At 67.1% G+C, this 13,522-nt stretch carries 13 protein-coding genes; 1 reads left to right on the forward strand and 12 read right to left on the reverse strand.

Annotation, left to right across the window (positions count from 1 at the left end; all coding sequences use genetic code 11):
* Position 1: 1 nt before the first annotated feature.
* The 7 genes from H9532_RS14040 to H9532_RS14070 form a co-directional block, all read right to left on the reverse strand.
* Positions 2-1,477, reverse strand: a complete 1,476-nt coding sequence (locus H9532_RS14040) for a Ni/Fe hydrogenase subunit alpha (protein WP_296369627.1) — start codon at positions 1,475-1,477, stop codon at positions 2-4.
* 33 nt (positions 1,478-1,510) lie between these two features.
* A complete protein-coding gene (locus H9532_RS14045; RefSeq protein WP_296369628.1) occupies positions 1,511-2,074 on the reverse strand; it encodes an oxidoreductase in 564 nt (187 codons plus the stop codon).
* The gene (gene hoxU / locus H9532_RS14050; protein ID WP_296369629.1) at positions 2,071-2,802 is read right to left on the reverse strand and encodes a bidirectional hydrogenase complex protein HoxU; all 732 of its coding nucleotides are present in this window, start codon (positions 2,800-2,802) and stop codon (positions 2,071-2,073) included. The genes H9532_RS14045 and hoxU overlap by 4 nt, the downstream gene beginning before the upstream one ends.
* Positions 2,799-4,289, reverse strand: coding sequence for an NADH-ubiquinone oxidoreductase-F iron-sulfur binding region domain-containing protein (locus tag H9532_RS14055; protein WP_296369630.1), 1,491 nt, complete (start codon positions 4,287-4,289; stop codon positions 2,799-2,801). Before H9532_RS14055 ends, hoxU begins: the two co-directional genes overlap by 4 nt.
* Positions 4,286-4,735, reverse strand: a complete 450-nt coding sequence (locus tag H9532_RS14060; RefSeq protein WP_296369632.1) for an NAD(P)H-dependent oxidoreductase subunit E — start codon at positions 4,733-4,735, stop codon at positions 4,286-4,288. The genes H9532_RS14055 and H9532_RS14060 overlap by 4 nt, the downstream gene beginning before the upstream one ends.
* 76 nt (positions 4,736-4,811) lie before the next feature.
* Positions 4,812-7,196 (reverse strand): phosphoenolpyruvate synthase, encoded by a 2,385-nt coding sequence (ppsA, locus tag H9532_RS14065; RefSeq protein WP_296369634.1) that lies wholly within the window; start codon positions 7,194-7,196, stop codon positions 4,812-4,814.
* A complete protein-coding gene (locus tag H9532_RS14070; protein ID WP_296369637.1) occupies positions 7,189-8,382 on the reverse strand; it encodes an ABC transporter substrate-binding protein in 1,194 nt (397 codons plus the stop codon). Before H9532_RS14070 ends, ppsA begins: the two co-directional genes overlap by 8 nt.
* A gap of 73 nt (positions 8,383-8,455) precedes the next feature.
* On the opposite strand from H9532_RS14070, the gene H9532_RS14075 reads away from it, so the two are divergent.
* Positions 8,456-9,208, forward strand: coding sequence for a Tic22 family protein (locus H9532_RS14075; RefSeq protein WP_296369639.1), 753 nt, complete (start codon positions 8,456-8,458; stop codon positions 9,206-9,208).
* A gap of 19 nt (positions 9,209-9,227) precedes the next feature.
* Here H9532_RS14075 and H9532_RS14080 read toward each other — a convergent pair whose 3' ends face one another.
* From H9532_RS14080 to hemH, 5 genes are all read right to left on the reverse strand, one after another.
* Positions 9,228-9,443, reverse strand: coding sequence for a GIVxVP protein (locus H9532_RS14080; RefSeq protein WP_296369641.1), 216 nt, complete (start codon positions 9,441-9,443; stop codon positions 9,228-9,230).
* 6 nt (positions 9,444-9,449) lie between these two features.
* On the reverse strand, positions 9,450-9,815 hold the full coding sequence (locus tag H9532_RS14085; protein ID WP_296369643.1) for a nuclease: 366 nt from the start codon (positions 9,813-9,815) through the stop codon (positions 9,450-9,452).
* Positions 9,815-11,608: a biosynthetic-type acetolactate synthase large subunit gene (gene ilvB, locus H9532_RS14090; protein WP_296369879.1), complete on the reverse strand. Its 1,794-nt coding sequence runs from the start codon at positions 11,606-11,608 to the stop codon at positions 9,815-9,817. Before ilvB ends, H9532_RS14085 begins: the two co-directional genes overlap by 1 nt.
* A 140-nt stretch (positions 11,609-11,748) precedes the next feature.
* Complete coding sequence (locus H9532_RS14095; RefSeq protein ID WP_296369645.1) at positions 11,749-12,294, reverse strand: M23 family metallopeptidase; 546 nt, start codon at positions 12,292-12,294, stop codon at positions 11,749-11,751.
* Entirely contained in the window at positions 12,263-13,438 is a 1,176-nt protein-coding gene (gene hemH / locus H9532_RS14100; protein ID WP_296369647.1) for a ferrochelatase, read from the reverse strand. Before hemH ends, H9532_RS14095 begins: the two co-directional genes overlap by 32 nt.
* Positions 13,439-13,522: the final 84 nt, after the last annotated feature.

The raw sequence follows: 13,522 nt of genomic DNA on the forward strand, positions 1-13,522 counted from the left end.
GCTAATCCCGCCGTCGCTGCTGCAACAGCTCGCCGTCGGCACTGAACAGCTGCACCTGCAAAGGCATCTGGCCGGCGGCATGGGTGCTGCAGGAGAGGCAGGGATCGAAGCATCGGATACCAGCTTCCACGCGGTTGAGCAGCGCCTCGCTCAGGTGTTGCCCATCGAGGTAGTGGCGCGCGATCTGGGTGATCGTGCGGTTCATGGCGCCGTTGTTCTGCCCAGTGGCAATGATCAGATTCACCCGTTCGATCAGGCCGTTGGCATCCACCCGGTAGTGGTGCAGCAGGGTGCCGCGGGGTGCTTCGCTCACACCCACCGCCTCATGGCAATTCACGCTGGCGCGGGCGCGCACATGGGTTGCCGTGAGCTCGGGATCGTCGAGCAGCTGTTCCATTTGCTCCAGGCAGGCCAGGATTTCGATCAGCCGCGCCAGGTGATACAGGAAGGAGGCCGTCACCACCCGGCCGCCGCGTTGGCGGAGCTCCAGCAGTTCCCGATCGGCCCGTTCCGTGCCGATGCGCTCGCACAGGTTGAGCCGGGCGAGGGGGCCCACCCGGTAGCTGCCCGCTTCCGGCCCAAGCGCCTTGATGTAGGGGAACTTCAGGTAGCTCCAGGGCTCCACGGCCTCCGCCAGGAAGGAGGCGTAGTCGTCTTCCTTGAGGCCGTCGGCCACGAGCGCGCCGTCGCTGGCCATCACCCGGATGCCTCCGCAGTTGCGGCCGCTGGAGTGCTCCCAGGTGCCATCGCGGCTCACCAGCCCCATGAACAGCGACGGGAACTGGCCGAACACCTCCAGCTCCTCGCCCAGCTGGTGATCGAGCAGGTGTTTAAACAGCGTTAGCCCCTGTTCGGCGATGGCGAAGGCTTCCGGTAGGCCCTGCCTGATCTGATCGCGGGTTTCCGGGCTCAGGGGGCTGCGCACGCCGCCGGGCACCGCCCAGGCCGCATGGATTTTGCGCCCCCCCAGCGCTTCGATCACCCCCTGGCCGAATTGGCGCAGGCGGATGCCGCTGCGGGCCAGCTCAGGGTTGGCGGCGATCAGCCCGAAGATGTTGCGCTTCTCGGGATCGCTGTCCCAACCCAGCAGGAAATCGGGGCTGCTCAGGTGAAAAAACGAGAGCGCATGCGACTGGGTGATCTGCGCGAGATTCATCAACCGCCGGAGCTTCTCGGCGGCGGGTGGGATCTGCACCGCCAGGATCTTGTCGCCGGTGGCGGCGGCAGCCAGCAGATGGCTCACCGGGCAGATGCCGCAGATGCGTGCCGTGATGCCCGCCATCTCGGTGAAAGGCCGGCCCTCGCAGAATTTTTCGAAGCCCCGGTACTCCGTCACGTGGAAGCGGGCCGTGTCTACGGCTCCAGCGGCATCCAGGTGGATTGAGATTTTTGCGTGTCCTTCAATCCGGGTCACCGGATCGATCGTGATCGTGCGCCGGGTGGGCTGGTTGGCGTCGGTGGCGGGATCCATCGGCATCGGGGTGTCTCCTTGGTTCCTCTGCTGGTCTCCTCAGCCGAAGCGGATCTGATCCGCACCGCTCAGCTGCGGCAGTTCTCCGCGCAGCAAGGGCTCCAGGGCTGCGCGGATGCGTTCGGCCGGCGGCGGGCAGCCCGGCAGATACACCTCCACCGGCACCAGCTCATGCACCGGCAACACCCGCTCCAGCAGCTCCGGCACGATGCCTGGGGCATGGGGCAGCTGGCCGCTGCCATCGGCCAGCTCCAGGTAGGCGCGCCGCAGCACCGGATCGCTGCCCCGCAGCATGTTGCGCATGCCGGGGATGTTGGCAGTGATGGCGCAGTCGCCGAAGCTCACCAGGGTGCGGGTGTTGGCGCGCACCCGCTGCAGCAGCTCGAGGTTGTCGGTGTTGGCTACACCGCCTTCCACCAGGGCGATATCCACGTTCTCGGGGTAGAGCTTCTGGTCGGATCCCACAGGGCTGTAGACGATGTCGGCGCGGTCGGCGAGCTCCAGCAGCCATTCATCCAGGTCGAGAAACGACATGTGGCAGCCGGAGCAGCCCGCCAGCCACACCGTCGCCAGCCTTGCTTTGCGGGGGGTACGGGTGCTCATGGGCTCCACTCCTGATGGCTGCGGGCATGCACCAGGGCCTGGAGCCGCTCCGGGTGGCTGTGCTTCTCCTCGCTGGTGTCGGCCTTGTGGAACAGGGCGCCGGTGGGACACACGTCGACGCATTTGCCGCAGTGGGTACAGGCCTCCACAGCACCCCAGGGTTCGCCCAGGCCGCTGATGATCTGGCAGTGCTCGCCGCGCCAGCCCACATCCCACACGTGGGCGCCTTCCACTTCGTCGCAGACGCGCACGCAGCGGGTGCAGAGGATGCAGCGGTTGTGATCGAGCCCGAACTGAGCGTGGGAGAGATCCACGTGCCGCTCGGGGAATCGATACGGCAGGCGGCTGTGATCCATGCCCACCTCAACCGCCAGGTTCTGCAGCTCGCAATGGCCATTGGCCACGCAGATGGCGCACACGTGGTTGCCTTCTGTGAACAGCAGTTCGATCACCGTGCGACGGATGTCCTGCAGCCGCGGCGTGTGGGTTTGAACGCGCATGCCTTCGGCGGCGGTGGTAACGCAGGCCGCCAGCAGGCGCGGTTCTTCACGCCCATCGGCTCCCCTCACCTCCACCAGGCACAGCCGGCAAGCGGCCACCGCTGAGAGCCCCTCCAGAAAACAGAGGGTGGGGATCGGGATGCTCGCCTGGCGGGCAGCCTCCAGCAGCGTTGTGCCGGTGGGTACGGCCACATCGCGCTCATTGATCTGCAGCGTGCAGACACTCATCGCCCCACCTCCGCCGGCCGCAGCAGCTCCAGGTAGTCGCTGCGGAAATGGCGCAGCGTGCTCAGCACCGGTTTCGGGGCGCTCTGGCCCAGGCCGCAGAGGCTGGCGTCGGCCACGGTGTGGCACAACGATTCGAGCTGGCTGAGATCAGCGGCGCTGCCTCGGCGCTCTAGCAATTTGCGCAGCAGCATCTCCAGCTGCACCGTGCCTGAGCGGCAGGGGATGCACTTCCCGCACGACTCCTCGCGGCTGAAGGCGATGAAGAAGGCGGCGAGATCCACCATGTTGGTGGTGTCATCGAGCACCACCATTCCGCCCGAGCCCATGATCGTGCCGAGGGCCTTGAGCGAGTCGTAATCCACTGGTGTGTCGAGGGCGCTGGCGGGCACGCAGCCGCCTGAGGGGCCGCCCGTTTGCACGGCCTTGATGCTGCGGCCGGGCGGGGCGCCCCCACCCATCGTTTCCACGATCGTGCGCAGGGGCGTGCCCATCGGCACCTCGAGCACACCGCTGCGCCGCACATGGCCGGTGAGCGAAAACACCTTGGTGCCCGCGCCGTAGGCCTCCACCCCCAGCCGCAGCAGCGCTGGGATGTTGCCGAAGGTTTCCACGTTGTTGATCAGCGTGGGCAGACCGAACACGCCGTGCTCGGCCGGATAGGGCGGCCTAGGCCGGGGCACACCGCGGCGACCTTCAATCGAATGGATCAGCGCTGTTTCCTCGCCGCACACATAGGCGCCGGCACCGACCCGCAGCTCGATCGCAACGTTGAAACGGCTCCCCCTGATTCCCTTGCCCAGCCAGCCGCGGACTTCGGCCGCGGCGATCGCCGTGCGCAGCCGCTCGATCGCTAGCGGATACTCCGCTCGCACGTAGATGTAGCCCTGCTGCGCGCCTACAGCGAAGGCGGCGATCGCCATGCCCTCCAGCAGCGTGTGGGGATCGCCCTCCATCAAGGTGCGATCCATGAAGGCACCGGGGTCGCCCTCATCGGCGTTGCACACCACCACCTTGTGCTCGCCGGGCATGGCCGCCACGGTGGCCCACTTCAGCCCGGTGGGATAACCAGCGCCGCCTCGCCCCCGCAGGCCGCTGCGTCGCACGGTTTCGATCACCGCGCTTGGATTGTCTGCCGCCAGCACGGCCTGCAGTTGTTGATAGGCACCCTGGGCCAGGGCGTCGTTGATGCAACCGGGATCCACGACCCCGCAGCGGGCCAGCACCAGGCGCCGCTGCAGCTTCAGGAACGAATCTTCCGAGCTGATCGCGCGGCTCCTGGCCAGCGCCGCTGCCAGCGAGGGCTCGAGGGGTTCGCTGGCTGCCTGCTGCAGCGACAACAGCGTCCCGTCCATGACCGCGAGCGGACCCTCGCTGCAGGGCCCCAGGCAGCCCACCTCCTTCACCGGCAGAGTGCTGGTCTCCAGCAGGGCCAAGGCTCCGCGGCTGCGGCAGCTGGCGGCGGTGCAGAGCCGAAGACAGCCGCTCATCGCTCAAGCTCCCGCAGCTGCTTCAGCACGGCTTGGGCTTCCACGTGGTTCCACACCGCTCCATCCACCACCACCAGAGGAGCTCCGCTGCAGGTGCCGATGCAGCGCACCGAGCCCAGTTCCACACCCAGCTCCGCCAGAGGTGCAGCCTTGAGCTCCGCCAGCAGTTGCGCCGCCCCCTGCACATGGCAGGCGGTGCCGGTGCACACCAGGCAACAGTGGCGCGCCGGCGGCATCAAGCGAAACAGGTGGTAAAAACTCGCCGTGCCCTGCACGCGGCTGAAGGGCAGGTGCAGCTGCCGGGCGATGTGGCGCAGCAGCGGCTTGCTCAGGTGGCCGTAGAGCTGCTGAGCACGGTTGAGGACCTCAATCAGGCCATGGGCCTGATGGCCGTGGCGCTGCAGCACCGGTTCAAGCTCCGTGAAGCCTTGCTCCAACGTCGCCATGGCAAGCCCAGGCCGGCTGTCTGCAAGCTAGGCAGAGCTGGTGCGTCTGGCAGCTGTAGCACCGCTGCCGTTCGGTTCAGCTGCGGTTGAGCTCGGCCTCGATCGCAGCCACCTTCAACCGTGTCTTGAGCACGGCGTCGGGGTTGAGGCTGATCGAATCGATGCCTTCGCGCACCAGCAGCTCGGCGAACTCCGGGTGATCGCTCGGCGCCTGGCCGCAGATGCCGATCTTGCGGCCGCAGCGTTTGGCGGTGCGGATCGCGATACGGATCAGCTCCACCACCGCGGCGTTGCGTTCATCGAAGAGATCAGCCACCAGGGCTGAATCGCGATCGAGCCCCAGGGTGAGCTGGGTGAGGTCGTTGGAGCCGATCGAGAAGCCATCGAAGCGTTCGGCGAAGGCCTCAGCGGCGATCACATTGCTGGGCAACTCGCACATCACATACACCTCCAGGCCGTTGTTGCCGCGCACCAGCCCTTCGCGCGCCATCTCGGACAGCACCCGATCCCCCTCCTCGGGGGTGCGGCAGAAGGGCACCATCGGGATCACGTTTGTGAGCCCCATTACCTCCCGCACCCGTTTGAGGGCTCGGCACTCCAGGGCGAAGGCCTCGCGGAAGCCCTCGGCGTAGTAGCGGGAGGCGCCCCGCCAGCCGATCATTGGGTTCTCCTCGCTGGGCTCGAAGCTGCTGCCCCCCAGCAACTTGGCGTATTCGTTGCTCTTGAAATCGGAGAAGCGCAGGATCACCGGCCTGGGATGGAAGGCGGCGGCCAGCCGTCCCATGCCCTGGGCCAGTAAATCCACGTAGTAGTCGGCGGGCTGTTCGTAGCCGGCGGTGAGGGCGGCGATCGCCTGGCGTTCGGCGGGGTCGCGGAGCCGATCGGGCTGCAGCAGCGCCATCGGATGCACGCGGATGTGGTTGGCGATCACAAACTCCAGCCGTGCCAGCCCCACGCCATCGCAGGGGATCGCGGCCTGGCTGAAGGCCTCCTCCGGGTTGCCCACGTTCATCAGGATGCGCGTGCGCGTGGGGGGGAGCTCGCCGATGTCGCTCTCCTCCACTCGGAAGGGAAGAGCTCCGCGATACACCCGGCCTTCATCGCCCTCACAGCAGCTGGCGGTGATCACCGTGCCGTCGGCGATGCGTTCCGTGGCGTCGCCGGCGCCCACGATTGCGGTGATCCCCATCTCGCGGGCGATGATTGCGGCGTGGCAGGTGCGGCCGCCCTGGTTGGTGATCACGCCGCTGGCACGCTTGAGGATCGGCTCCCAGTCGGGATCGGTGCGCTCCGTCACCAGCAGATCCCCCGGTTCGAACCGCTGGATTTCGGACGGGTGGCGCAGGATGCGGGCCCGCCCACTGCTCACCGAGGCCCCGATGGCTCGGCCCGTGCAGAGCAGTTCAGCGTTGTGGGGTTCGAGCTGCCAGCTGCGCAGCAGTGTGGTGCTGCGGCGTGATTCAACCGTTTCAGGCCGTGCCTGGAGGATGTACAGCTCGCCGCTGCTGCCGTCTTTCGCCCATTCGATATCCATTGGGGTGGGCTGGCCGCGGCGTTCGCTGTAATGCCGCTCGATCAGGCAGGCCCAGCGCGCCAGTTGCAAGGCCTCGCTGTCGGTCAGGGCATAGCGGTTGCGCTCCGCCAGCGGTACCTCCACGTTGCAGGTGGAGCCGTGCTCGCCGTACACCATCCGGATCGCTTTGCTGCCGAGCCGACGGCTCACGATCGGCGCGAAGCCCTGCTCCAGGGTGGGTTTGAAGATCAGAACCTCATCGGGGTTCACCGCCCCCTGCACCACGTTTTCGCCCAGCCCGTAGGCGGCGGTGAGCAGCACGGCGTTGCGGAAGCCGGTTTCGGTGTCGATGCTGAACATCACGCCGGAGCAGGCCAGATCGGAGCGCACCATGCGCTGCACGCCGATCGAGAGGGCCACCTCGAAGTGATCAAAGCCGTTGATCTGGCGGTAGGAGATGGCCCGGTCTGTGAACAGGGAGGCGAAGCAACGCCGGCAGGCCGCCAACAGCGCCTGTTCGCCCTCCACATTCAGGTAGGTCTCCTGCTGGCCGGCGAAAGAGGCATCCGGCAGGTCTTCCGCGGTAGCACTGGAGCGCACCGCTACCGCCGGTGCACCGAGCTGCCTGTACGCGTTGAGGATCGCCTGCTCGAGATCGTTGGGCAGGGGCGCGGCCAGCAGCAGGGCCCGGGCTGCGGCACCGGCGGCCTGCAGCGCAGCAATGTCGTGGCCGTCGAGGCCATCGAGGATGGTGTGCAGCTGCTGCTGCAGCCCGCCTGCCTCGATGAAGTGGCGGTAGGCCGTGGCTGTGGTGGCAAAGCCTCCGGGTACCCGCACACCCTGCCCGGAGAGCTGGCGGATCATCTCCCCGAGGGAGGCGTTCTTGCCCCCCACCTCGCCGATGGCCTCGAGGCTGGCGGCCTCCAGCGGCAGAACCAGCTCAGCCACGGCTCAGCTGCAGTTGCGCCGATGGCGGCACAGCGGGGCTGAGATCGAACTGGCTGCTGGCGGCCTGGGGCCGAACCTTCGCCCCCTCAGCCCTCAGTTTCAGCGCTGTGCATAACGGCTGCGGTTTGGCATTGGCGCTGAACCACTGCAGATCCCAACCGTTGCGGCCACCGGCCTGCACGGAGGCCAGGGCGCTCATCAGGCCGCTGTCATAGCCGGCGCTTTCCACCACGCCGGGTTTGTAGCCCCAGCGCTGCTCAAACCGCTGAGCAAACGACGTCCAGCCCGGTCCGCGGCTCAAGGGGTGCACCCCGATCTGCTCCACAGCTAGGGGTTGCTCCACCGGAGCGCTCCAAGCCAGCAGCAGGGTTTCGGGCCAGTTGGCAGCACGCACTGCTTGTGCCAGTGCACTGCCGGGCTGGGTGATCACTACCAGCGCCGGCGGGCGCGTCCAATCCACATCGCTCACCAGTTGCACCATGGCGGCTGGGTCGTCGCCCGGCACGCTGATCGGGGCAGCCGTTGGCCCAATCACATCGCCTTTGCCGTTAGCAAAGCTGGCCACGAAGCGATCGGTGAGGGCCTTGCTCTCGGCGCTGCGATCGCGCACCACCATCACCCGTTTGATCCCCTCCGCCAAAAGGGCTTGGGCGAGGCGATCGGCCTCAAGACTGCGGCCGGGCATCAGGGGCCAGAGCCGATCCGAGCCGCGCAGCTGCGGCAGGCCGTCGAGAGACACCCCCCTTTGCAAGGGCAGCAGCACGCTCAGCCGCTGCTGCTCGGCCAGCAGGCCGTAGGCAGGCAGCGGGGCGGCGGGCGGTGCCACGAGCAGGTGGCTGCGGGGGGCTGCGCCCACGGGGGCCTGGGGATCGGCACCGGGCGGCAGCCAGCCCACCTGCAGGCTGGGTGGCTGCAAGCCGCAGCTGCGGGTTTCCTCCATCGCCACGCTGTAGCCCCGCCGCAGGCCATCGCCCAGTCCCGCCAGCAATCCTTCACTGGGCAGCAGCAGCCGCACATCGCTGCGCATGGGGGTGCTCGCAGCCAGGGTCTGGCTACCCAGCAGCGCAGCGGTGATCCCTGCCACCAAACTCAGCTGTCGTCGCCAATCTGCAGGCCAAGCCAAGCGGCGCAGACCAGCCACGCTGGATGCGGTGGCAACCGCAGTGCGCTGTTCTGCAGTGGTCATGGCCGGCACCGTCCAGCCGTTGAAAGCTAGGTGGATTTCCCTGACTAGGCTCAGCCTTTCAACAGTTGATCGCATGCAGTCACGCCGCAACGCCATGCGCCACCTCCTGGGCCGCAAGCTCGGCTCCGTTGCGCTGAGCGCTGGCCTGGCGATGGCTGCGTTCTCGCTGGCGCCCACCCCTGCTCAGGCGATTCCAGAAGCGGATGCGATCAAGAAGCTGCAAGTGGTGCCGGTGTTCGTGCTCACCGACTCCAAAGGTGTGCCCCTACCGATCCCCCGCGACGAGCAACTGGTGCTGCCGCTCTACCTCGAGAGTGCCAAAGCGAACGAGCAGCTGGCTGCTTTGAACAAGAGCAACCCCACCCTCAAGGCCGGTGTGGTGGCGCTGCCTCTCAACGTGATGAACGAGCGGGTGGTGGAGCTCAACAAGCAGCTCAAGGACCAGAAGAAAACCCTGGTGGCTCCGATTATTGGCAACGACGGGGATCGCGCTCAGGCCGTGAAGATCCTCAAGGAGCAGGGGCTCACCGAGCAGCAGATCCGTGAGGGGCTGAATGTGCCTGTGTTCTTCACCAAGCCCTTCCTTACGATCAAGACGCCTGAAGGCCCCCGTGGGGTGTTCTTCTTCAGCTACGAAAACCTGGAGAATGCCCTGGGCAAGCTGCCCCCGGCTGAGCGTCAGAAGCTGAAGCCCCAGGTGGCTGATCTCACCGCCGTACTGCGCGAGATCATTAACGCCCCTAACGACACCTTCACGATCTTCCCCACCCCGGAATACTTCCGTCTGGTGAAGGAAAACCAGGCCAAGGGCAAGCCGGCGAACTGAGTCGGGCGAGCCCGCTGGCTTACGGCTCATTTTGGGCCTGATCGCGTTCTGGCGGCGCTTCTGGCAGGAGCTGGGCGAGCAGGCCTCCCCCCATCAAGGCACCCCCCAGGATCAGTGCCAGCCGCTGGTTGGCAGCTGCCGCCTGATCACCCCACACCGCTGCGGCCAGAAAGGCAGCACCGAGCAGGAGGCAGGGCACCAGCACGATCCCTTTGGCGGTTCGGTTGATGCTCATGGGGAATCAGCAGCTGGGCTTGGGGCTGGCCAGGCCGGCCGCGATCAAACCTGAACCGAGATCCGAACCGATAGCGGCGTCGGCCGATCCCAGCCGCTGCACGCGGGCCACAAGGGTGCCGCCATCGTTGCCCACGGGCCTCAGGTTCACCTTGGTGCGGCGCGGCAGAGCGGCTCGCAGCCATTCGGTTGCCGCTGGGTTGCCTCCCTCGGGGATGGCTACGCAAGCGAGTTCAACCGTGTAGGTGCGGTTGTGATCGCCCACTTGAAGCAGCGTGCCGCTGCGCACCTGCAACACCTCAGCCGCCTCGGCCCCAGCGGCTCCGAACAGGAGCACCAGTGCGAAGAGGGCTGCCAGCCACCAGCGCCGCATCAGAGCTTGGTGCCGCAGTTGGGGCAGTAGAGGCTGGAGCTGGAGGTGGTGTGGTGGCAGCTGTGGCACTCGCGGCTGGTGTCGATGGCCAGCTCGGGATGGGAGGGCAGGCCCACCATCTGGGCATTGCTGGCACCGGGGGGCACCATCGGATAGCAGTTCTCATTGCGGCGCACCTGCACCTCAATGAAGGCCGGGCCGGGATGGGCCAGGGCCTCCGACAGCTGCTGGCGGAGGTTGGCGCGCTCACTGATCCGCACGCCCTTCACGCCGAAGCCCTCGGCCACCTGCGGGAAGTTGGGCATGCCGCCGATCATCTCGGAGGCGGAGTAGCGCTCGCCGTAGAAGCTCTCTTGCCACTGGCGCACCATGCCCTGCCAGCCGTTGTTGAGCACCACAACTTTCACGGCCAGGTTGTATTGGCTGAGGGTGCCGAGCTCCTGGATGTTCATCAGGATGCTGGCGTCGCCGGCGACGCAGATCACCTGCTCATGGGGGAATGCGGTCTGCACGCCCATGGCAGCGGGCATGCCGAAGCCCATGGTGCCGAGGCCAGCGGAGCTGATCCAGCGGCGCGGGCCTGTGTGCAGGAACTGGGCAGCCCACATCTGGTGCTGCCCCACATCGGTGGTGATGTAGGCCTTGGGCGCCAGCTCCTGCAGCATCGCCACCACTTCCTGGGGAGCGATGTCGCCTTCGGGAGCGGGCACCACCAGCGGGTAGTGCTGCTTCCAGCTGTTGATGCGCTCCAGCCAGGCTTCGGTGCGGCCGGCCGAATCTTCGCCGCTGCTGGCGGAGAGCAGCGCCTCGAGCGCGGCCTTCACATCGGCCACCACCGGCACATCGGGGGTGCGGGTCTTGCCGAGCTCAGCGGCGTCGATGTCGATGTGGATCACCTGGGCCCGGGGCGCGAAGCCATCGAGGCGGCCGGTGACGCGATCGTCGAAGCGGGCACCGGCAGCGATCAGCAGATCGCACTCGGTGACGGCGAAGTTGGCGTAGGCCGTGCCGTGCATGCCGAGCATGCCGACTGCCAGGGGGTGCTGCTCATCGAAGGCACCCTTGCCCATCAAGGTGGTGGTGACGGGCAGGCGGAAGCGCTCCGCCAGCTGATGCACCTGCTGGTGGGCGCCGCAGCTGATGGCGCCGCCGCCCACGTAGAGCAGGGGCCGGCGGGCCTGGCGGATCAGGGCCAGGGCCGCATCAATGGCTGAGGCCTCGGGGGCAGGGGTGGCCTTGAAGCCGGCGGGCATCGCGCTGCCGGGCTCCACCGGGGTGTAGTCGAACTCTTCAACGCCCACATCCTTGGGCACATCGATCAGCACCGGGCCGGGCCGGCCGCTGGCGGCGATCAGGAAGGCTTCGGCCACGATCCGGCCGATGTCGCGCGGGTCGCGCACCACCCAGGAGTGCTTCACGATCGGCAGGGTGATGCCGAAGATGTCGGTTTCCTGGAAGGCGTCGGTGCCGATGGCGGCCCGGGGCACCTGGCCCGTGATCACCACCATGGGCACCGAGTCCATGTGGGCGGTGGCAATGCCGGTCACCAGGTTGGTGGCACCGGGGCCGGAGGTGCCGAAGCACACGCCCACCTTGCCGGTGGCGCGGGCGTAGGCATCAGCGGCATGGGTGCCGCCCTGTTCGTGCCGCACCAGGATGTGCTTCAGCCAGCCGCGGCTCTCGGCTTTGTGCAGCTCGTCGTAGATGGGCAGGATCGCCCCGCCGGGATAACCAAAGATGTGCTCCACGCCGTGGCGGCGCAGGGAGTCCATCAGGGCATAGCCGCCATTCACCCGCTGCGGGTAGGCCTGGTCGGGGGAATCACCGGCGGCGGCGGCCGTTGGCGAGACAGACGTAACGGTCACGACGGCAGCTGGCAGCACTCGATCTTGACCCAACCCTAAGGGCTGGCCCGGGGATTGGGCGTGCTCGTTCAGCGCCCCTGACCGCGGGCCGTCGCCATCGCTCGCAAGATGGCCGCCGGGTTGAGCCAGCGCCCGCCGTAGCGCACGCCCCAGTGCAGATGCGGTCCCGTGCTCCGGCCGCTCACGCCCACATGGCCGATCAGGGCGCCACTGTTCACCCGGCTGCCAGTGCGTAGGGCTACCGGCCCGCTGCGATAGGTGCCGTTCTGCACGCTGCCGCTGAGGTGGCAGTAGAGATGCTCGTAGGGGCCTGATTGGATCACCAGCCCCAACCCGCAGCGCCCGTCATCAATCACCTCTTTCACCACGCCGCCCCACCAGTTGCGGATCGGTGAGCCGAGCGGAGCTGCGATATCGAGGCCGTGATGGGGCTCGAGGCTTCCCGAAGGGCCGATGCGCTGGCCGAAATGGCTGGTGTAGCCCGAAAACACGGCGACAGGAAACACGCCCTGGCGCCAGCGGCTATCGGCCAGGGCCGTGCCCGCAAGCAGCCCGCCCATCGCCAGCGCCGCGCCTGCGGCCTTACAGCAATCCCAGGGAGTGAAGCGGGCCACGGCCGCTGAGCAGCTCCAGCAGGAAAGCGGAGAAGCCGAGCATTGCCAAGCGGCCGTTCCACACCTCGGAGCTGTTGTTCCAGCCCCAAGCCCACTTGTCCTGCGGGTAGAGCTTCACTTTGGTGGGGAGGGCTGCGGCCTGATCGAGGTTCACCTCGGGGCCTTCGAGGGCGTGCTGCACCAGGTTGGCCAGCCCCTCAATGAAGGAGGGCGTGGTGTCGAGCGCCGGCACGCGGCGGAAGTTGGTGATCCCGGCTTCGGTGGCGATCTCCCGGTATTCGATGTCGATCTCTTCGAGCGTTTCGATGTGCTCGCTCACGAAGCTGATCGGCACCACTACCAGGTCTTTCACACCCTGCTCGCCGAGTTCATGCAGGGCGTCGTCGGTGTAGGGCTTGAGCCACTCCACCGGACCCACCCGGCTCTGGTAAGCCAGCGTGAAGGGATTGCGGTGGCCCAGTTGTTGCTCAAGGCGATCCATGATCAGGCCGGCGCAGGCCTCGATCTCCTGTTGGTAGGGATCGCCCGCTTCCTCCACGTAGCTCTTGGGCACGCCGTGGGCGCTGAAGAACACGTGGGCCGTGCTGGGGTCGGGGCAGGCCTGGATCTCCTTGGCGATCAGCTCCGCCATGGCGCCGATGTAGCCGGGGTCGTTGTAGTAGCTGCGGATGCAGCGGATCGGTAGGCGGGCAAAGGCTGAATCGGCCTGGCGCAGCCGCTGGAGCTCGCGGAAGCTCGATCCGCTGGTGCTGATCGAGAAGTGGGGATAGAGCGGCAGCACCACCACTTCATCCACGCCATCGGCCTTGATGTCGGCCACGGCGGATTCGGTGAACGGATGCCAGTAGCGCATCGCCACGTAGCTGGTGGCTTCGATGCCGCGCTGACGCAGGTTGCTTTGCAGTTCGCGGGCCTGCTGCTCGGTGATCCGCCGCAGGGGGGAGCCGCCACCGATCGAGCGGTAGGCCGCCTGGGATTTGCCGGCCCGCAGGGTGCTGATCAGCCAGGCCAGCGGTTTCTGCAGGGCCGGGTTCGGCAACCGGATGATCTCCGGGTCGGCGAACAAGTTGTAGAGGAACGGCCCAACGTCCTGAATGCGCTCAGGACCGCCGAGGTTCAGCAACAGCACGCCGACCTTGGCCATGCCCAGCGGTGTTCAGGTGAATGTGTCGGCGAGCGTAACGCTGCTGGCCTTCTGCTGGTTCACGTTTGGGCACCACTGGCCGTA

It is taken from the genome of Vulcanococcus sp. Clear-D1, assembly GCF_014654725.1.
Taxonomy (GTDB): domain Bacteria; phylum Cyanobacteriota; class Cyanobacteriia; order PCC-6307; family Cyanobiaceae; genus Vulcanococcus.